Origin of the sequence: Curtobacterium sp. MCLR17_043 (assembly GCF_003224215.1) — a bacterium.
Classification (GTDB): Bacteria; Actinomycetota; Actinomycetes; order Actinomycetales; family Microbacteriaceae; genus Curtobacterium; species Curtobacterium flaccumfaciens.
This window is the reverse complement of sequence record NZ_QKLH01000009.1, coordinates 106513-125083: the sequence shown is the minus strand read 5'-3', so window position 1 is coordinate 125083 and position 18571 is coordinate 106513. Positions and strand designations below refer to the sequence as shown.

Sequence of the window (18571 nt, the reverse complement as noted above, 5' to 3'; positions counted from 1 at the left end):
TGCCAGCATGGCAACGACCCGGTCGGGAGGCCCGGCCTCCTTCGGCGACCGCCTCGCGTCCGCCATGGGGGAGCGTTCACCGCTCTGCGTCGGGATCGACCCCCACGCCGCCACCCTGGCGGCGTGGGGGCTCGCCCGCGACGAGCAGGGCCTGACGGCGTTCGGCGCCACCCTGGTCGACGCGGCCGCCGGCCGCGCGGCGATCGTGAAGCCGCAGGTCGCCTTCTTCGAGGCGGCGGGGGTCGCGGGCTACCGTGCGCTCGACGCGACGATCCGCCGGGCACGCGATGCGGGCCTCCTGGTCGTCGCCGACGTGAAGCGGGGCGACATCGGGACCACCGGTGACGACTACGCGCTGGCGTGGCTGGACCGCGACGGGCCGTTCGCGGCCGACGCGATGACGGTGTCGCCGTACCTCGGGTACGGCTCGCTCCGGGGCACGATCGACGTCGCGCGCCGGAACGGTACCGGCGTCTTCGTGCTCGCGGCGACGAGCAACCCCGAGGCCCGTGTGCTGCAGACCGCGGTGGTCGCGGAAGGACCGCGTACCGGCCGGACGGTCGCGGCCGGTATCGTCTTGGACGTGGCAGACGACAACCGGTCCGTGGGCGATCAGGCCCTCGGCGACGTCGGGCTCGTGCTCGGCGCGACCCTTCACCTCGACGACTTCGGCATCGACGCGGACGCGATCGGCACCGCGCCGGTCCTCGCCCCGGGCTTCGGTGCCCAGGGCGCCCGCATCGAGGACCTCCGCGCGCTGTACGGCGCGCGTGCCGAGCAGGTGCTCGTGAGCGAGTCGCGCGGCCTGCTGACCGACGGTCCGGACGGCGTCGCGGCGCTCGTCACCGACCGCGCCGACCGCATCCGCACGGCACTGGCGGCGGCAGCGTGACCGACGAGCACGAGGGCCTGCCCGCCCACCGCACCCCGCCAGAGGTCGACCGCGTCGCCGCGGCGAAGGCCGCCGTCGCCGCGCGACGCGCCCGGGCCGCGGTGAAGGCCGCGATCGCGTCGGGGGAGCGCTCGGCACTCGACGTCGCCCGTGCCGCGTGGGACGACTCGCTGGTCGAGACGACCTCGGCGGAACGCTCGCTCCGGGTCCGTGACCTGCTCGTCAGCCTGCCGGGGATCGGCCCCGCACGAGCCGAGGCGATCATGGGGACCCTGCGGATCGCCCCCTCGAAGCGCCTCGGTGGCCTGGGGACCCGGCAGCGGACCGCCCTGGCGGACTGGCTCGCCGCCCGCGGTCGCAAGCGTGGCGCCTCGAAGCTCGTCGTGCTCGCCGGACCCACCGCGGTCGGAAAGGGCACGGTCAGCGCGCACATCCGACAGCACTACCCGGACGTCAACCTCAGCGTCTCCGCCACCACCCGGAAGCCGCGCCCCGGCGAGGTCGACGGCGTGCACTACTACTTCGTGGACGACGACGAGTTCGACCGCATGATCCGCGACCGCGAGCTGCTCGAGTGGGCGACCGTCCACAACTCGTACCGGTACGGCACCCCGCGCCCGCCGATCGACCGCGCGCTCGACGCCGGCGAGAAGGTCATGCTCGAGATCGACCTGCAGGGGGCCCGGCAGGTCCGCGACGCCATGCCCGAGGCGGTGCTCGTGTTCCTGCTGCCCCCGACGTGGGAGGAACTGGTGCGCCGGCTCATCGGCCGCGGGACCGAATCCGCGGAGGAACAGGCCCGTCGCCTCGAGACCGCGAAGGTCGAGCTGGCCGCGCAGGACGAGTTCGACGTGCGGATCGTGAACTCCGATGTCGGCACCGCGGCACGTGAGGTCGTAGACTTGTTCTCTGCGCCCTGACGGGTGCACTGACTTCGAGGAGACACCATGGCCAACCCCCAGGGCATCATCGACCCGCCCATCGACGACCTGCTCAGCAAGGTCGAGTCGAAGTACGCGCTCGTCATCTTCGCGTCGAAGCGCGCCCGCCAGATCAACGACTACTACGCCGACCTGCACGAGGGCTCGCTCTTCGACAACGTCGGACCACTCGTCGACTCGACGATCGACGACAAGCCGCTGTCCGTCGCGCTCCACGAGATCAACGAGGACAAGCTCACCGTCACCAAGCAGCAGCAGCCCACCGACTGATCCCGGTGACTGCAGCTGCTCTCCGCCTCTTCACGTCCGAGTCGGTGACCGAGGGGCACCCCGACAAGATCTGCGACCAGATCTCGGACAGCATCCTCGACGCACTGCTGACGGTCGACCCGAACGCGCGCGTCGCCGTCGAGACGATGGTGACCACCGGGCTCGTGCACGTCGCCGGCGAGGTCACGACCTCCGGCTACGTCGAGATCCCCAAGCTCGTCCGTGACGTCATCACCGGCATCGGCTACAACTCGTCGGACGTCTCGTTCGACGGTGCCACCTGCGGTGTCGAGGTGTCGATCGGCGCGCAGTCGCCCGACATCGCGCAGGGTGTGGACGAGTCGCTCGACTCCCGCACCGGTGCGGTCGACCCGCTCGACCGTCAGGGCGCCGGCGACCAGGGCATCATGTTCGGCTTCGCGACGAACGAGACCCCCGAGTACATGCCGGTCGCGATCTGGCTGGCGCACCGTCTGGCCGAGCGCCTGGCCGCGGTCCGCAAGTCGGGCGAGCTGTCGTTCCTGCGTCCGGACGGCAAGACCCAGGTCACCATCGGGTACGACGGCGTCGTGCCGAAGACCGTCGAGACCGTCGTGCTCTCCACGCAGCACTCGCCGAGCGTCACGCTCGACGAGCTCACCGCGGCGATCACCGAGCACGTGATCCGTCCGGTTCTCGGCCTGGTCGACCTCGACTCGTCGCACGTCGACGTCATCGTGAACCCGACCGGTCGTTTCGAGATCGGTGGCCCCCAGGGTGACGCCGGGCTCACCGGCCGCAAGGTGATCGTCGACACCTACGGCGGGGCCTCCCGTCACGGTGGCGGCGCGTTCAGCGGCAAGGACCCGTCGAAGGTCGACCGTTCGGCGGCGTACGCGCTGCGCTGGGTCGCCAAGAACGCGGTTGCCGCGGGGCTCGCCGACCGGCTCGAGGTGCAGGTCGCCTACGCGATCGGCCGTGCGAAGCCCGTCGGGCTGTACGTCGAGACCTTCGGCACCGGACACGTCGACGACGCCACGATCGAGGCCGCCATCCGCCAGGTATTCGACCTGCGTCCGGCCGCGATCATCCGCGACCTCGACCTGCTCCGACCGATCTACGCGCAGACCGCGACCTACGGCCACTTCGGCCGCGAGCTCCCCGGGTTCACGTGGGAGCAGCTCGACCGTGTCGAGGAACTCCGCGCCGCCGCAGGACTCGTCGCCGCGACCGTCTGAAGCACCGCGTGACCACCGTCGCGCGCGTCGTCCTCGACTCGCCGCTCCCGCAGTTGGACCGTCTGTTCGACTACCGGGTGCCGGCCGAGCTCGAGGACGACTGCGTCGCGGGGGTCCGCGTCAAGGTGCCGCTGCGCACCGGTGCCCGGATGTCCGACGGCTACGTGGTCGAGATCGTCACCGAGGGTGAGTACCCGGGGGAGCTCAGCCAGATCGAGGCAGTGCTGTCCCCGGTGCCCGTGCTGGCGCCGGAGATCTGGACCCTCGCGCGTGCCGTCGCCGACCGCGCCGCGGGTGTCGCCTCGGACGTCCTGCGCCTGGCCGTGCCACCGCGGCAGGTGCGCGCCGAGAAGGCCTGGCTCGCCCGGGACACCGCGTGGTCGCCGCCGCCGGTGACCGCCCCGCCCGTTACCGGCTACGCCGACGGCGTCCTGGAGGCCGTGGTGACGGAGCACGGGCGCGCCGCGGTCGCCGCCGTGCCCCAGCCCGTGGCGGTGGGTGACGCGGACGCACCGGTCTGGGTGCCGGGATGGGCCGCGACGCTCGCCCAGGCTGCGGCGCACACCCTGGCGGCCGAGCAGTCCGCGGTGGTCGCCGTGCCGGACTTCCGCGACGTCATCGACCTCGAGCGGGCACTGCTCGCCGTGCTGCCGCCGGAACGGGTGGTGCGGTTCGACGCCAAGCAGACGAACGGGCAGCGCGCGAAGGCACTGCTGCAGGCCCGCACGCACCCGGTGGTCGCGATCGGCAACCGTACGGCGATGTACGCGCCGGCGACCGAACTCGGGCTGATCGCGATGTGGGACGACGGCGACGCCTCGTTCATCGAGCAGCGGGCGCCCTACGTGCACACGCGTGACGTCGCCCTGGTGCGGGCCGCCCAGTCGGGTGCCGCGCTGCTGTTCGTCTCGCACGCGCGCAGCACCGACGTGCAACGGCTGGTGGAGCTGCACTGGCTGCAGGAGGTCGTGCCCTACCGCGTGAAGACGCCGAAGGTCATCCCCACCGTGCAGCAGACCGGGGCCGAGGGGTTCGCCGCGCAGGCGCGCATTCCGAGTTCCGCCTGGCGTGCCGCGCGCGAGGCCAGCCAGCACGGCGCCGTCCTGGTGCAGGTCGCGAGCCCGGGCTTCGGCACGGGGCTGGTCTGCGCCGAGTGCGGCGAACGCGCGCACTGCCGGGTCTGCGGCGGGCCGCTCGGCAGCCCGCACCGCGGCGCCACGCCCCAGTGCCGGTTCTGCGGCGCCCTGGCCGTCGGGTTCCGCTGCCCGACGTGCGGCAACGGCACCGTGAAGCCGGTCGGCCAGGGGGCACAGCGCACCGCGGAGGAGCTCGGGCGGGCGTTCCCCGGCACCCGGATCATCGTCGCGGACGGCTCCCGCCCGCTCGACGAGGTTCCCGCCAAGCCATCGGTCGTCGTCGCCACCCGTGGGGCCGAGCCGTCGGTGCCGGGCGGCTACGCCTGCGTGCTGCTGCTCGACGGCGAGAAGATGCTCGCCCGCGAAGGGCTGCGGGTGCAGGAGGACGTGCTGCGCTTCTGGACGAACGCCGCCGCGAAGTCGGCCCCCGGGGCCGAGGTGTACCTGGTCGGGATCGGCGGGCGCCTGGCCTCCGCGATGGCCCTGTGGCGGCTCGACGGTCCCGCGCACGACGAGCTCACCGACCGCCGCGAACTCCACTTCCCGCCGGCGGTGCGGGTGGCGACGATGACCGGCACCGACGAGGCCGTCACCGCTGCGGTCGAGGCCCTCGGCGACGCCGTCGTCGGTCCGGTGCTCGGCCCGGTCCCGGTCGAGGACGACACGTTGCCGGGCACGGTCCGGGCCATCGTGCGGTTCCCGTACGCGCACGGGGCCGAGGTCGCCGCGACGCTCAAGGCCGAGGTCATCCGGCGCTCGTCGACCCGGCGGGTGCTCAAGGGCGGCAACCGACGACGGGCCGCTCCGACGCTGCGGGTGCGCTTGGACGACGCGGAACCGTTCTCCGAGGTCTGACCGCGCCCGGGTCCGTGTGGGCCCGGGCGCTGCACGACGCAGAACGACACCGCCGACGTCGTGGGACGTCGGCGGTGTCGTTCGGGGTCTGCCGCCGTGCGGCGACCGGCTGGTGCTGGCGGGTCAGGCGTTGGCGGGCCGACGACGCTCGCGCGGCAGCACGACGCCGAGGGCGACCATGCCGATGGCGAGCACGAGGTGCAGCCAGTTGTCGGCGTTGTTCAGCGGGACGAAGTTCGCACCCGAGCTGTGGCCGGCGGTGAACAGGCCGTAGATCCACAGCACGAAGTAGACGATCCCGCCGATCACCAGGTACATCCGCGAGCCGGAGGCGCGGTTGGCGGCGAGCAGTCCGACGACGCCGAACAGCAGGTGCACGATGTTGTGCAGCACGGACACCTGGAAGATGCCGAGCAGCATGCCCATCGACTCGTGTCCGGCCCCGGCCAGGTCACCGGTCGTGATGCCGGGGACGAACCCGGCGATCCCGACGAGCAGGAACACGATGCCGACCACGAGGGTGGCCTTCTGGACGGACGAACCGGCGTAGCGGTTGGTGGCGGTGGTGACGTCGCTCATGGTGTCTCCTGATCTCAGCGCGGTTGCGCGGGGTTGGTGGGCACGCCGTGGGACGGCGGGTTGATCGTCGGACCGGCGGTGGCCGGCGTGACGTCCGCTGGTGCCGAGGCCCCCGCAGACGTCTCGGCGAGGTGCTCCGGAACGGAACCGGTCGGCTCCGCACCGCCGTCCAGGGCCTCGATCCGGTGACGGATCCGCTCCAGCACCGGCAACCGCGCGCCGTGGGCGTGCTCGTGGTCGAGCAGCACCTGGAGCTGTTCGCGGTCGAGGGCCGTCAGGTGCTCCGTCAGGTTGCCGAGCGGGACGTGGTCGAAGTCCGGGATGGGCAGGTCTCGGTCGGTCATGGTGCTCCTTCCGTCGATGCAGCCAGAACCTACGCAGCCCACGCTCTGCTGGTGCACAGGCAGTGCCGAGCACCGCGTGCTCCGGACAGGCGGTCGGGGTCGGGTGGGCCCGTCGGCGTGGGAGGATCGAACCCATGCGTCTCGTCGTCGCCGGCAGCCCCGCTGCGGCCGTCCCCACCCTCCGCCGTCTGGCGGCGTCCGACCACGAGATCGTCGCGGTGCTCACGCGGCCGGCCACCCCGCAGGGCCGGAAGCGTGTCCTCACCCCGACCCCGGTGGCCGTCGTCGCCGCGGAGCTCGGACTGCCGGTCATCGAGGCCTCGCGCGTCGACGACGCCGTCACCGCCCGGATCGCGGACCTCGACGTCGACCTCGGCGTGATCGTCGCCTACGGCGCACTGCTCCGCCGCCCGGCGCTCGACGCCCCGAGGCGCGGCTGGATCAACCTGCACTTCTCCGACCTGCCGGCGTACCGCGGCGCGGCTCCCGTGCAGCGGGCGGTGATGGTCGGCGACACCCGGACCGCCGCGACGGTCTTCCAGCTGGTCGAGGCGCTCGACGCCGGCCCGGTCTACGCCGCGCGGCCCTTCGAGATCGACCCCGAGGCCACCTCGGGTGAGGTCCTCGCGGCGATGGCCGAGGTCGGCGCGGACGTGGTGGCGGACGTCGTGGACGCCATCGCCGCCGGCACCGCCGTCGCGACCGAGCAGTCCGGCGAGCCCACGCTCGCCCCGAAGCTCACGATCGACGACGGCCGCACCGACTTCGCCGCGCCCGCCGCCGCCGTGCACGCGCGGCTGCGCGGGGTCACGCCCGAGCCCGGCGCGTACGCCCACCTGGGCGAGACCCGCGTGAAGCTGCTCCGCAGCACGATCGAGCCTGGAGGCACGCAGGACCCCGCCCCGTCGCTCGCGCCCGGTGCGCTCGCACTCCACGGCGGCCGGCTGCTGGTCGGGACCGCCGACACCCCGCTCGTGCTGCTCGAGGTGCAGCCGGCGGGCAAGAAGGCGATGGACGCCGCCGCCTGGGCCCGTGGCCTCGGCGAACTGGACGGGAAGGTCCTCGCATGAGCCCCCAGACGAAGCCCCAGGGTGCCCGCCGCGGCCCGCGTCCGGCGAGTGCCCGCCGCGTGGCGTTCGACGTGCTCCGCGCCGTGCAGGTCGACGACGCCTACGCGAACCTGCTGCTGCCGACGCGCATCCGCCGCGCCGGGCTCACCGCCCGCGACGCCGGGTTCGCGACCGAGCTCACCTACGGGTCGATCCGGATGCTCGGCCGCTACGACGTGATCATCGCGCTGGCATCCGGTCGTCGGGCCGAGAACATCGAGGCGGACGTCCTCGACGTGATGCGTCTCGGTGCGCACCAGCTGCTCGCCATGCGCACGCCGACGCACGCCGCCGTCGACGCCACGGTCGAGCTCGCCCGCGAGGTCGGTGCCCGCCGCGCGACCGGGTTCGTGAACGCCGTGATGCGCAAGATCGCCGCCCGCACCGACCAGGAGTGGGACGCCCTGATCACGGAGGGCCGCGCCGGGGACGCCCTGCTCGCCACCCGTTGGTCGCACCCGGTCTGGGTCGTCTCGGCGCTCCGCGACGCCCTGGCCGCCGAACGCTCCCGCGACGAGCTCGCCGCCCTGCTCGCCGCCGACAACGCCGCACCCCGGGTGCAGCTCGCGGCCCTGCCCGGCCTCGCCACCGACGAGGACATCGCCACCGCGACCGCCCGCACCGCTCCGGACGACGACACCGATGCCGCGTTCGCCGACGCGACCGGTGCGGACGACGTGCCCGCGGCCCTGGTGCCCGCCGACGACGAACCGGAGGCCGACGGCGCGACCGGCACCGTGCCTCCCGTCCGGGCCGACGAGCCCGTCGTGCAGGCGGACGCCGCGCCGGTGTCGCCCGTCGGCATCCGCGGCATCAGCGGCGACCCGGCGCGCGTGCCGGGCGTCGCCGCCGGACGCCTGCGCGTGCAGGACGAGGGTTCGCAGCTCGCCGCGCTGGCGCTGAGCCGCTCGTCGGACGTGCGTGCGGGGGAGCGGTGGCTCGACATGTGTGCCGGGCCCGGCGGCAAGGCCGCACTGCTCGCCGCCGAGGCGCAGCAGGGCGGGGCGACCCTCGTCGCCAACGAACTCGTGCCCGCCCGCGCCGGCCTCGTGCGGAACGCGCTCGGTGTGTTCGGCGACCACGTGCGGGTCGTCGAGGGTGACGCCCGTCGGTACGGACGCGACGGCACCGGGATGACCTTCGACCGCATCCTGCTCGACGCCCCGTGCACCGGGCTCGGCGCGCTGCGTCGCCGACCGGAGGCCCGCTGGCGGAAGCTCCCCGAGGACGTCGAGGAGCTCGCTGCCCTGCAGACCGAACTGCTCGACGCCGCCGTCCGGGTGCTCGCACCGGGCGGGACCCTGGCGTACGTGACCTGCTCGCCGCACCTGGCCGAGACCCGCGGGCAGGTTGACGCGCTGATGGGGCGGCACGGCGACCGGCTCGAGCAGCTCGACACCGCCGCGATCGTCCGGGGTGTCGCCGCACGCGACCCCGAGATCGCGGACGGCGCCACGGCGCAGCTGTGGCCGCACCGCATCGGGACGGACGCGATGTTCATCGCGCTGTTCCGTCGCGTCGACTGAGGCCCCGGCCCACGGCACGCCGGTAGGCTTGCCCGGTGACGATCCGCATCTCGCCGAGCATCCTGTCCGCCGACTTCGCGAACCTCGAGCGCGAACTCCAGCGCATCGAGACCGCTGACCTGGTGCACGTCGACGTGATGGACAACCACTTCGTCCCGAACCTGACGCTCGGGCTGCCGATCGTGCAGCGCCTGCAGCAGGTGTCGCCGGTGCCGCTCGACGTGCACCTGATGATCACCGACGCCGACCGCAACGCGCCGAAGTACGCCGAGACGGGTGCGTCGAGCGTCACGTTCCACTTCGAGGCAGCCGACGACCCGGTGGCGACCGCCGCCGCGATCCGGTCGAACGGTGCCCGGGCCGCCGTCGCCGTGAAGCCCGGTACCCCGATCACGCAGGTGCTGCACCACCTCGACGCCTACGACATGATCCTGCTCATGACCGTCGAGCCCGGGTTCGGCGGCCAGTCCTTCATGCCGTCCGTGATGCCGAAGCTCGCCGACGCCCGCGCCGCCGTCGACGCCTCCGGGCTCGACGTGTGGCTCGAGGTGGACGGCGGGATCGCCGTGGACACCGTGCCCGAGGCCGTGCGGAGCGGCGCTGACACGCTGGTCGCGGGCTCCGCGGTGTACGGCGGCGAACCCGCTGCGCGCATCGCCGACCTGCGCGAGGCCGCCGCTCGGGCTCGCTCGTGACCGGGGGAGCGCCGGAGCGAACCGGCTTCACCGAGGCGACCACTGCCTCCCGTCCGGACGGTGCGTCGGCAGCGTCAGCGGAGACCGGTAGCCTGGACCCCGTGAAGACGTTCGACGACCTGTTCCAGGAGCTCACCGAGAAGGCGCGCACGCGCCCCGAGGGCTCCGGCACCGTCGCCGAACTGGACGCCGGCGTGCACCAGATCGGCAAGAAGATCGTGGAAGAAGCCGCCGAGGTCTGGATGGCGGCCGAGTACGAGGGCGACGAGCGGACCTCGGAGGAGATCTCGCAGCTGATCTACCACCTCCAGGTCCTCATGGTCGCCAAGGGGCTCACCCCGGCGGACGTCTGGCGACATCTCTGATCCGCTGATCAGCCGCCGCGACCCCCACCAGAAAGCAGACCCACTGATGCTCCGCATCGCCGTGCCCAACAAGGGCTCCCTGTCCGAGACCGCGTCCGACATGCTGCGGGAGGCCGGGTACGCCGGCCGCCGCGACCCGAAGGCGCTGCACCTGCTCGACGAGCGCAACGGCGTCGAGTTCTTCTTCCTCCGCCCGCGGGACATCGCCACGTACGTGGGGTCCGGCGCGCTCGACGTCGGCATCACCGGCCGCGACCTGCTGCTCGACTCCGGGTCCGAGGCGCACGAGGTCGACGCGCTCGGCTTCGCCGACTCCACCTTCCGGTTCGCCGGCACCCCGGGTCGGTTCGCCTCGCTGCAGGACCTCGACGGCGTGCGTGTGGCCACGAGCTACCCCGGACTGGTCGGTGCGTTCCTCGCCGAGCACGGGGTCAGCTCCACGCTCGTGAAGCTCGACGGCGCCGTCGAGAGCGCCGTGCGGCTCGGGGTCGCCGACGCCGTGGCCGACGTCGTGTCGACGGGCAGCACGCTCCGGCAGGCGGGCCTCGAGATCTTCGGCCCGGTGATCCTCGAGTCGACCGCGGTGCTCGTCTCCACCGACGAGACCATCCCGGGCATCGACGTGCTCCGCCGACGTCTGCAGGGCGTCCTCGTAGCCCGTGGCTACGTGATGCTCGACTACGACGTCCCCACGGCCCTGCTCGAGCAGGCGACCGCGGTGGCGTCCGGCATCGAGTCGCCCACGGTCTCACCGCTGCACGACCGCGACTGGGCCGCGGTCCGCGTGATGATCCCGCGCGACGACGCGAACCTCATCATGGACGCGCTCTACGACCTCGGCGCCCGGGCGATCCTCGTCAGCCCGATCCACGCCGCACGCCTGTGACCCCCGGAGGCGTGTCGGTCCGGGTCATCCCGTGCCTCGACGTCAAGGGCGGCCGCGTCGTCAAGGGCGTCAACTTCCTCGACCTGCAGGACGCCGGTGACCCCGTCGAGCTCGCGGCTCGGTACTACGAGCAGGGTGCCGACGAGCTGACCTTCCTGGACGTCGGCGCCACGGTCGAGAACCGGGCGACGATGTACGACACCGTGACCCGGACGGCCGAGCAGGTCTTCATCCCGCTCACCGTCGGCGGCGGAGTCCGCAGCGTCGACGACGTCTCGCGGCTGCAGCAGTGCGGCGCGGACAAGATCGGCGTGAACAGCGCAGCGATCGCCCGGCACGAGCTCATCGGCGAGATCGCCGACCGGTTCGGTGCCCAGGCCGTCGTGCTGTCGCTCGACGTCAAGCGGTCCGACCGGATGCCCTCGGGCTTCGTGGTCACCACCCACGGCGGGCGGACCGAGTCCGACCTCGACGCCATCGCGTGGGCACGCGAGGCCGTCGAGCGCGGCGCGGGGGAGCTGCTCGTCAACTCCATCGACGCCGACGGCACGAAGAACGGGTTCGACCTCGAACTCGTGGCCGCGGTGCGCGCCGTCTCGTCGGTCCCGGTGATCGCCTCGGGAGGCGCGGGTCGCGTCGAGCACTTCGCCCCGGCCGTCGACGCGGGTGCGGATGCAGTCCTCGCCGCCAGCGTCTTCCACCGTGGCGAGATGACCGTGGGGGACGTCAAGGCCGCGCTCCGCGCGACCGGCCACGCCGTCCGCTGATCCGCCGCCGTAGGCTAGGAGCCTCATGACCGACAGCACCAGCACCGACACCGAGGCGGTCCTCGACCGCGCACACTTCGGTGCGGACGGCCTGCTCCCCGCCATCGTGCAGGAGGAATCGTCGAAGGACGTCCTCATGCTCGGCTACATGGACCGGGAAGCCCTCCGCCGCACCCTCACCGAAGGCCGTGTGACCTTCTGGTCGCGGTCGCGGAACGAGTACTGGCGGAAGGGCGACACGTCGGGACACGCCCAGTACGTCCGCGGTGCCGCGCTGGACTGCGACGACGACACGCTCCTCGTCACGGTGCAGCAGGTCGGGGCTGCGTGCCACACCGGTGCGCACCGGTGCTTCGACGTCGACCCGCTCGCGCCCGTGACCATGTCCGCCCCGGCGGACACGGCCGTGGAGCCGACCCGATGACCACCGCGACGATCTCCGAGACCCCGCACACGACCTCCCGACCGGAGTTCGACGGCCTGCTCGGCGACCACCGTGTCCTGCCGGTCGTCCGCGCGCTGTACGGCGACAGCGAGACGCCGGTCGGCGTCTACCGCAAGCTCGCCGACGGCCGCCCCGGGTCCTTCCTGCTCGAGTCCGCCGGCCAGGGCGGCCTGTGGTCGCGCTGGTCGTTCGTCGGCGTGCGGAGCTTCGGCGTCCTGACCCAGGACGGCGACCGCGCGGCCTGGATCGACACCGGCATCGACGCCGAGCGCGCCGTCGGGTCGCTCGACGGCGCGCCCCTCGAGGTCCTGGCACGGTTGCACGAGCGCTGGGCGACGCCCCGCGTGCCCGGCTCGCCGCCGCTCGTCGGCGGGACCGTCGGCTTCATCGGGTGGGAGGCCGTGCGCCAGCTCGAGCACCTGCCGAACGTGCCGCCGGCCGACTTCGACGTGCCCGGACAGGCGCTGTCCTTCGTCTCCGAACTCGCCGCGCTCGACCACCGCACCGGTCTCGTGCTGCTCGTCGCGAGCGTGCTGAACGACGGCACCGACGACGCGGACACGCTCTGGGCGGACGCGCAGCAGCGCCTCGACCGCATGCAGGGCGACCTGGTGCAGCCGAGCGTCGCGACCGTGGCCGAGGCCTTCGAGATCGCCGAGCCGACCCCCACCCACCGCACGAGTCCGGCCGACTACATGGCGGCCGTCGAGCGCTCGAAGGGCTTCATCCGCGACGGTGACGTGTTCCAGGTCGTCATCTCGCAGCGGTTCGACCACGAGGTCACGGCCGACCCGCTCGACGTCTACCGGGTGCTCCGAACGCTGAACCCCAGTCCGTACATGTACTTCCTCGCCCTCGCGGACACCGCCGACGAGCGGTTCTGGATCGTCGGCGCATCGCCAGAGGCGCTGGTCAAGGTGCAGGGCGACCGCGCCATCACGCACCCGATCGCCGGGTCCCGCCCGCGCGGTGCGACCCCGGAAGCGGACGTCCACCTCGGCGAGGACCTGCTCGGCGACCCGAAGGAGCGCGCCGAGCACCTGATGCTCGTCGACCTCGCACGCAACGACCTGCAGAAGGTGTGCGAGCCGGGCACCGTCAGCGTCACCGAGTTCATGACCGTCGAGCGGTTCAGCCACATCATGCACCTGGTGTCGAGCGTCGAGGGGCGGGTGCGCCCCGACGCCTCGGCGATCGACGTGTTCCGGGCGACGTTCCCGGCCGGCACGCTCTCGGGCGCGCCGAAGCCGCGTGCGCTCGAGATCATCGACGAGCTCGAGCCGGCGAAGCGCGGTGCGTACGCCGGTGTCGTCGGGTACTTCGACTTCGCGGGTGACGCCGACCTGGCGATCGCGATCCGGACCGCCCTGATCAAGGACGGCGTGGCCCGCGTGCAGGCCGGTGCCGGACTCGTCGCGGACTCCGATCCGGAGACCGAGCACGTCGAGGCGGTCAACAAGGCCGCCGCCCCGCTGCGTGCCGTCGCCACCGCCAACCGGATGCGCGAGGTCCGCTCGTGAAGCGCTCGCGTCCGATCGTCGTCGTCGCCGGGCTCCTGGTCGCCGGCGTCATCATGCTCGCCTGGACCCAGACCTGGTTCACCGTCCGCCTGCACGCCGGCGCCGCCGTCACCTCGACGGTCGCGGCCGACGGGGCGGCGGTCGTGCCGCAGTACACCGCGCTGGCGATCGCGAGCCTCGCGCTCTTCCTGGCGATGACCATCGCGGGGCGGGTGCTGCGCATCGTGCTCGCCGCCGTCGAGATCCTGCTCGGCCTCGGCGTGGTCGTCAGCGGCATCACCGCCCTCGGCGACCCGATCGCCGCTGCACGCGGTGCCGTCGGCGAGGTCGCCGGGGTCAGTGACCTCGGTGCCGTCCGCGGTGTCGTGTCGAGCGTCTCCGTGAGCCCGTGGCCCGCCGTCGGGATCGCGGGTGGCGTGCTCGCCGTGCTGCTCGGCGTGGTCGTCATCGTGGTCCAGCGCGCCTGGCCCGGCCCGAGCCGGAAGTACGCTGCCGCCACCGCCGGAGCCGCCGCAGCAGCACGTGCAGCAGCTCCCGTCCAGCGCGACGCGGTCGTCGACTGGGACGACCTGAGCGCGGGCGTGGACCCGACCACCGCCGACGGCGCGGGCGCGGGGGCGCCGAGTGACGACACGGTAGGATCGACAGGGCGTCGCTCGACCGACGACGCCGGAGCAGAACGAGGAGCACCGTGAGCAACACTGAGCCCGCAGAACTCGGCGAAGGCCACTCGCCGGCCGCCTGGACCGCCGTCGTGATCATGCTGATCGGATTCGCGGCAGGCACGCTGTTCTTCTGGTTCGACCAGCCGTGGGGCGTCTGGGCCTCCGCTGGCGTCGTCCTCATCGGCCTCATCGTCGGTGGCGTGATGAAGAAGGCCGGCTACGGCGTCGACGGTCCGAAGTTCGTTCCCAAGCACCACGGCGAGTAGGGGTCTCCCGATGCCGAACGTGCTCGAGACCCTCGTCGCGGGCGCGCTCGAGGACGCCGCCGCCCGTCGTGTCGACCGTCCGTACTCGGACGTCGAACGCGACCTCGACCGGGTGGCGTCGCCGCTCGACGCCCTCGCGTTCCTCAGCCCGGGCGACCGGGTGAAGATCATCGCCGAGGTCAAGCGCGCCAGCCCGTCCCGCGGGTCGATGGCCGCGATCGCCGACCCGGCCGCCCTGGCCGCCGACTACGAGCGTGGCGGGGCCTCGACGATCAGCGTCCTGACCGAGGGTCGCAAGTTCCTCGGCAGCCTCGCCGACCTCGAGGCCGTGAAGGCCCGCGTCGGGGTCCCCGTGCTCCGCAAGGACTTCATCGCGGACCCGTACCAGGTGATCGAGGCCCGGGCGTCCGGAGCCGACGTCGTGCTGCTCATCGTGGCGGCGCTCGAGCAGGCCCGCCTGGTCGAGCTGCACACCCTGGCCGAAGAACTCGGCATGCGCGTGCTGGTCGAGGCGCACTCCGGTGACGAGGTCACGCGTGGCCTCGACGCCGGTGCTCGCATCCTCGGCGTCAACGCCCGCGACCTCACCGACTTCTCGCTCGACCGCGACCTGTTCGGGTCGCTCGCCGACCGCATCCCCACCGGGGTCGTGCGGGTCGCCGAGTCCGCGGTCTCCGGTCCGGCGGACGTCGCCCACTACCGGGCAGCCGGCGCCGACGTCGTGCTGGTCGGCGAGGCGCTCGTGACGGGTGACGACCCCGCCGCCACCCTGGCGTCGTTCGTCGACGCCGCCGACCGGGCCTGACCGGCTCCGCCCACGTATCGAGGCCGCCGACCGCGGCCGCACGTTCCACCCGTCCGACGCGGCCGACCAGCCGCGTCGGACTCGTCCCGGGAGACACATCGTGACCTCACTCCGCGACCTGCACGGCCCCTACTTCGGTGACTTCGGCGGACGCTTCGTCCCCGAGTCCCTCGTCCTCGCGCTCGACGAGCTCGAGGCCGCCTTCCGCCAGGCCTGGGCGGACCCGGCGTTCCGTGCGGAGCTCGACGAGCTGCAGCGCGACTACACCGGGCGCCCCTCGATCATCACCGAGGTGCCGCGGTTCGCGAAGCACGCCGGTGGTGCCCGGGTGATCCTGAAGCGCGAGGACCTGAACCACACCGGTTCCCACAAGATCAACAACGTGCTCGGCCAGGCCCTCGTCGCCCGTCGGCTCGGCAAGACCCGCCTGATCGCCGAGACCGGTGCCGGCCAGCACGGCGTCGCCACCGCGACCGCTGCTGCTCTGTTCGGCATGGAGTGCGTCGTCTACATGGGCGCCGTGGACACCGAGCGACAGGCCCTCAACGTGGCCCGGATGCGCCTGCTCGGCGCCGAGGTCATCCCCGTCGAGACCGGTTCGCGCACCCTGAAGGACGCCATCAACGACGCCCTGCGCGACTGGGTCGCCAACGTCGAGTCGACGCACTACCTGCTCGGCACGGTCGCCGGTCCGCACCCGTTCCCCGAGATGGTGCGCGAGTTCCACAAGGTCATCGGCGAGGAAGCGCGCCAGCAGGTCCTCGACCGCGTCGGGCGCCTGCCGGACGCCGTCGCGGCGTGCGTCGGCGGCGGATCGAACGCGATGGGCATCTTCGAGGCGTTCCTCGACGACGAGTCCGTCGCGCTGCACGGCTTCGAGGCCGGCGGCGACGGCGTCGAGACCGGTCGGCACGCGGCGAGCATCACGCTCGGTCGCGAGGGCGTGCTGCAGGGCGCGAAGTCGTACCTGATGCAGGACGAGGACGGCCAGACGATCGAGAGCCACAGCATCTCCGCCGGACTCGACTACCCGAGCGTCGGACCGGAGCACGCGTACCTGGCGTCGATCGGCCGCGCGAAGTACCAGCCGATCACCGACACCGAGGCGATGGAGGCGTTCCGCCTGCTGAGCCAGACCGAGGGCATCATCCCGGCGATCGAGTCGTCCCACGCCCTCGCCGGTGCCATGAAGCTCGGCAAGGAGCTCGGCCCCGAGGGCGTCGTGCTCGTGAACCTGTCCGGCCGGGGCGACAAGGACGTCGCGTCCGCCAGTCGCTACTTCGGCATCCTCGACGAGAACGCGGTGCAGCTGTGACCACGAACCGGACCGTCGCCACGACGATCGACACCGCCAACGCCGAGCGCGCCGGAGCCGTCGTCGGCTACCTGCCCGCCGGGTACCCGAACCTGCAGACCAGCGTCGACGCCGCCGTCGCCCTCGCCGAGAACGGCGTGGACGTCATCGAGTTCGGCCTGCCGTACTCGGACCCCGTGATGGACGGCCCCGTGATCCAGCGGGCGGCCGAGGAGAGCCTGGCGAACGGCTTCCGGGTCGCACAGGTCTTCGACGCCGTGCAGCAGATCACCGAGCGGGCCGACGTGCCGGTGCTCGTCATGACGTACTGGAACCCGGTGCTGCGCTACGGCGTGGACCGCTTCGCAGACGACCTCGTCGCCGCCGGAGCCGCCGGCCTCATCACGCCCGACCTCATCCCCGACGAGGCCTCCGCGTGGACCGAGGCCTCGGAACGGACCGGGCTCGACCGGGTCTTCCTCGCCGCACCGTCCTCGTCGGACGAGCGCATGCGCCAGGCGGTCGAGGCCAGCCGTGGGTTCGTCTACGCCGTCTCCACGATGGGTGTGACCGGTGCACGGGCCGGGGTCGACGTCGCCGCACGCACGGTGGTGTCGCGCCTGCGCGACGCCGGGGTCGAGCGCACCTGCGTGGGTCTCGGGATCTCGACGGCCGAGCAGGTCGGCGAGGTGCTCGAGTACGCCGACGGTGCCATCGTCGGGTCCGCGTTCGTCCGTGCGCTGGCCGACCTCGGTGTGCAGGGCGTGGCCGACCGTGCCGCCGACCTCGCCACCGGCGCCCGCCGCCGCTAGTCCAGTTCCTGTCCGGCCCGCGAGCCGCGCTACAGTGAGCGAGGCCGACGCCACGTCGACCGCGCCCCGTCAGTTCCGAAAGGCGACAGCACCTCCATGCCCCTCCTGAGCATCCCGAGCCCGAGCACCGCCTGGCAGTACTTCGACCTGACCGCCTGGCTGCGCGACGCGTTCGGCTGGTCGCTGCCCCTCGACTTCCGCATCCACGCGTACGCGATCTGCATCCTGATCGGGATCGTCGCCGCGGTCGTCCTGGCGAACCGACGACTCAACGCCCGTGGCGTCGAGCGCTGGATCATCATCGACATCGCGATCTGGGCCGTGCCCGCCGGCATCATCGGCGGTCGTCTCTTCCACGTGTTCACCCACGTGTCCGACTACTTCGGCCCCGGCATCGACCCGCTGTCCTTCCTGTACATCTGGGAGGGCGGGCTCGCCATCTTCGGGGCGCTCATCCTCGGGTCGGTCGGTGCGTGGATCGGCTGCCGTCAGGTGGGCCTGCGGTTCACGTCGTTCATCGACGCGGTCGTGCCGGGCGTCCTGCTCGCACAGGCCTTCGGTCGCCTGGGCAACTACTTCAACCAGGAGCTCTTCGGCATGCCGACGAGCCTGCCCTGGGGCCTCGAGATCGACTCGAGCAACGCTGCGTTCCCGAAGGGCCTGCCCGAGGGCACGCTGTTCCACCCGACCTTCCTGTACGAGATCATCTGGAACGTCCTCGGTGTGGTCGTCATCCTCTTCCTGGCGCGCAAGTTCACGCTGCAGTGGGGCAAGGTCCTCGGCCTGTACCTGATCTGGTACGGCGCGGGGCGCTCGGTGCTCGAGTCCATCCGCGTCGACACGAGCGAGACCTTCTTCGGCGTCCGCACCAACGTGTGGGTGGCCCTCGCCGCGGTCGTGATAGGCATCCTGATCTTCGTGGTGCAGAGCCGTCGCCACACCGGCAAGGAGCCGAGCCCGTACCTGCCGGGTCGCGGGCCCCGTCCGACCTCCGTTGTAGACTCCGAGGACACCTTCTCGGAGCACGATGACGACGCAGCAGACGGCGTCACGAGCGACGAACCGGTCACGACCACTCGCTGATCCCGTGGTGGGAGCACCCGCTCCCGACGACCACCGGTCACGTGCAGCACACCAGCAGCAGCAGCACCAGACGGTCCCCGCCACAAGCGGGGCCCAGCA

Annotated in this window: 21 protein-coding genes; 19 read left to right on the top strand and 2 right to left on the bottom strand. The window is 72.5% G+C overall.

Annotated elements, in window-relative coordinates:
* Positions 1 to 7 precede the first annotated feature (7 nt).
* Genes pyrF through DEJ03_RS10570 form a run of 5 tightly spaced genes read left to right on the top strand, consistent with a single transcriptional unit; the run spans position 8 to position 5311 of the window.
* Positions 8 to 892 (top strand): orotidine-5'-phosphate decarboxylase, encoded by an 885-nt coding sequence (gene pyrF, locus DEJ03_RS10590; protein ID WP_110864571.1) that lies wholly within the window; start codon positions 8 to 10, stop codon positions 890 to 892.
* Entirely contained in the window at positions 889 to 1812 is a 924-nt protein-coding gene (gene gmk, locus DEJ03_RS10585) for a guanylate kinase (protein ID WP_239001435.1), read from the top strand. Before pyrF ends, gmk begins: the two co-directional genes overlap by 4 nt.
* Positions 1813 to 1839: 27 nt before the next feature.
* Positions 1840 to 2103, top strand: a complete 264-nt coding sequence (gene rpoZ, locus DEJ03_RS10580; protein WP_017887186.1) for a DNA-directed RNA polymerase subunit omega — start codon at positions 1840 to 1842, stop codon at positions 2101 to 2103.
* Between the two features lie 5 nt (positions 2104 to 2108).
* The gene (metK, locus tag DEJ03_RS10575; protein WP_110864570.1) at positions 2109 to 3320 is read left to right on the top strand and encodes a methionine adenosyltransferase; all 1212 of its coding nucleotides are present in this window, start codon (positions 2109 to 2111) and stop codon (positions 3318 to 3320) included.
* Between the two features lie 8 nt (positions 3321 to 3328).
* Positions 3329 to 5311 carry a primosomal protein N' gene (locus DEJ03_RS10570; RefSeq protein WP_110864569.1) on the top strand — a complete coding sequence of 661 codons (1983 nt, stop codon included), beginning with the start codon at positions 3329 to 3331 and terminating at the stop codon, positions 5309 to 5311.
* A gap of 123 nt (positions 5312 to 5434) precedes the next feature.
* Here DEJ03_RS10570 and DEJ03_RS10565 read toward each other — a convergent pair whose 3' ends face one another.
* Both DEJ03_RS10565 and DEJ03_RS10560 read right to left on the bottom strand, forming a co-directional pair.
* Positions 5435 to 5890: a DUF4383 domain-containing protein gene (locus tag DEJ03_RS10565; protein WP_110864568.1), complete on the bottom strand. Its 456-nt coding sequence runs from the start codon at positions 5888 to 5890 to the stop codon at positions 5435 to 5437.
* 14 nt (positions 5891 to 5904) lie between these two features.
* Positions 5905 to 6234 (bottom strand): hypothetical protein, encoded by a 330-nt coding sequence (locus tag DEJ03_RS10560; RefSeq protein WP_110864567.1) that lies wholly within the window; start codon positions 6232 to 6234, stop codon positions 5905 to 5907.
* Positions 6235 to 6368: 134 nt separating this feature from the next.
* Between DEJ03_RS10560 and fmt the strand changes: the two genes are divergently transcribed.
* The 14 genes from fmt to lgt all read left to right on the top strand — a co-directional run bounded on the left by fmt (position 6369) and on the right by lgt (position 18472).
* Positions 6369 to 7304 carry a methionyl-tRNA formyltransferase gene (gene fmt, locus DEJ03_RS10555; RefSeq protein WP_110864566.1) on the top strand — a complete coding sequence of 312 codons (936 nt, stop codon included), beginning with the start codon at positions 6369 to 6371 and terminating at the stop codon, positions 7302 to 7304.
* Positions 7301 to 8869 (top strand): RsmB/NOP family class I SAM-dependent RNA methyltransferase, encoded by a 1569-nt coding sequence (locus DEJ03_RS10550; protein ID WP_258370742.1) that lies wholly within the window; start codon positions 7301 to 7303, stop codon positions 8867 to 8869. The genes fmt and DEJ03_RS10550 overlap by 4 nt, the downstream gene beginning before the upstream one ends.
* A gap of 35 nt (positions 8870 to 8904) precedes the next feature.
* Entirely contained in the window at positions 8905 to 9564 is a 660-nt protein-coding gene (gene rpe, locus DEJ03_RS10545) for a ribulose-phosphate 3-epimerase (RefSeq protein WP_110864565.1), read from the top strand.
* A 101-nt stretch (positions 9565 to 9665) separates the two neighbouring features.
* On the top strand, positions 9666 to 9929 hold the full coding sequence (locus DEJ03_RS10540; protein WP_027465728.1) for a phosphoribosyl-ATP diphosphatase: 264 nt from the start codon (positions 9666 to 9668) through the stop codon (positions 9927 to 9929).
* Positions 9930 to 9975: 46 nt separating this feature from the next.
* Positions 9976 to 10815, top strand: a complete 840-nt coding sequence (hisG, locus tag DEJ03_RS10535; RefSeq protein ID WP_027465727.1) for an ATP phosphoribosyltransferase — start codon at positions 9976 to 9978, stop codon at positions 10813 to 10815.
* 11 nt (positions 10816 to 10826) lie between these two features.
* Positions 10827 to 11582 (top strand): imidazole glycerol phosphate synthase subunit HisF, encoded by a 756-nt coding sequence (hisF, locus tag DEJ03_RS10530; protein WP_232536485.1) that lies wholly within the window; start codon positions 10827 to 10829, stop codon positions 11580 to 11582.
* A gap of 25 nt (positions 11583 to 11607) precedes the next feature.
* Positions 11608 to 12006, top strand: coding sequence for a phosphoribosyl-AMP cyclohydrolase (gene hisI / locus DEJ03_RS10525; protein ID WP_110864563.1), 399 nt, complete (start codon positions 11608 to 11610; stop codon positions 12004 to 12006).
* Positions 12003 to 13547, top strand: a complete 1545-nt coding sequence (locus tag DEJ03_RS10520) for an anthranilate synthase component I (protein WP_071403728.1) — start codon at positions 12003 to 12005, stop codon at positions 13545 to 13547. Before hisI ends, DEJ03_RS10520 begins: the two co-directional genes overlap by 4 nt.
* Entirely contained in the window at positions 13544 to 14242 is a 699-nt protein-coding gene (locus DEJ03_RS10515; RefSeq protein WP_110864562.1) for a Trp biosynthesis-associated membrane protein, read from the top strand. Before DEJ03_RS10520 ends, DEJ03_RS10515 begins: the two co-directional genes overlap by 4 nt.
* A complete protein-coding gene (locus DEJ03_RS17960) occupies positions 14239 to 14478 on the top strand; it encodes an HGxxPAAW family protein (RefSeq protein ID WP_017887200.1) in 240 nt (79 codons plus the stop codon). The genes DEJ03_RS10515 and DEJ03_RS17960 overlap by 4 nt, the downstream gene beginning before the upstream one ends.
* Before the next feature lie 19 nt (positions 14479 to 14497).
* Entirely contained in the window at positions 14498 to 15283 is a 786-nt protein-coding gene (gene trpC, locus DEJ03_RS10505; protein WP_071403979.1) for an indole-3-glycerol phosphate synthase TrpC, read from the top strand.
* Between the two features lie 100 nt (positions 15284 to 15383).
* Positions 15384 to 16598, top strand: coding sequence for a tryptophan synthase subunit beta (trpB, locus tag DEJ03_RS10500; RefSeq protein ID WP_071244754.1), 1215 nt, complete (start codon positions 15384 to 15386; stop codon positions 16596 to 16598).
* Positions 16595 to 17389, top strand: a complete 795-nt coding sequence (gene trpA, locus DEJ03_RS10495) for a tryptophan synthase subunit alpha (RefSeq protein WP_027465720.1) — start codon at positions 16595 to 16597, stop codon at positions 17387 to 17389. The genes trpB and trpA overlap by 4 nt, the downstream gene beginning before the upstream one ends.
* A 96-nt stretch (positions 17390 to 17485) precedes the next feature.
* Entirely contained in the window at positions 17486 to 18472 is a 987-nt protein-coding gene (gene lgt / locus DEJ03_RS10490; protein WP_071244753.1) for a prolipoprotein diacylglyceryl transferase, read from the top strand.
* Positions 18473 to 18571 lie beyond the last annotated feature (99 nt).

Excerpts from the sequence above, each read along its gene's own strand:
- pyrF (WP_110864571.1), top strand. The coding sequence starts at position 8 with ATGGCAACGACCCGGTCGGGAGGCCCGGCCTCCTTCGGCGACCGCCTC.
- rpoZ (WP_017887186.1), top strand. The coding sequence starts at position 1,840 with ATGGCCAACCCCCAGGGCATCATCGACCCGCCCATCGACGACCTGCTC.
- DEJ03_RS10565 (WP_110864568.1), bottom strand. The coding sequence starts at position 5,890 with ATGAGCGACGTCACCACCGCCACCAACCGCTACGCCGGTTCGTCCGTC.
- DEJ03_RS10560 (WP_110864567.1), bottom strand. The coding sequence starts at position 6,234 with ATGACCGACCGAGACCTGCCCATCCCGGACTTCGACCACGTCCCGCTC.
- fmt (WP_110864566.1), top strand. The coding sequence starts at position 6,369 with ATGCGTCTCGTCGTCGCCGGCAGCCCCGCTGCGGCCGTCCCCACCCTC.
- DEJ03_RS10550 (WP_258370742.1), top strand. The coding sequence starts at position 7,301 with ATGAGCCCCCAGACGAAGCCCCAGGGTGCCCGCCGCGGCCCGCGTCCG.
- hisG (WP_027465727.1), top strand. The coding sequence starts at position 9,976 with ATGCTCCGCATCGCCGTGCCCAACAAGGGCTCCCTGTCCGAGACCGCG.
- hisI (WP_110864563.1), top strand. The coding sequence starts at position 11,608 with ATGACCGACAGCACCAGCACCGACACCGAGGCGGTCCTCGACCGCGCA.
- DEJ03_RS10520 (WP_071403728.1), top strand. The coding sequence starts at position 12,003 with ATGACCACCGCGACGATCTCCGAGACCCCGCACACGACCTCCCGACCG.
- lgt (WP_071244753.1), top strand. The coding sequence starts at position 17,486 with ATGCCCCTCCTGAGCATCCCGAGCCCGAGCACCGCCTGGCAGTACTTC.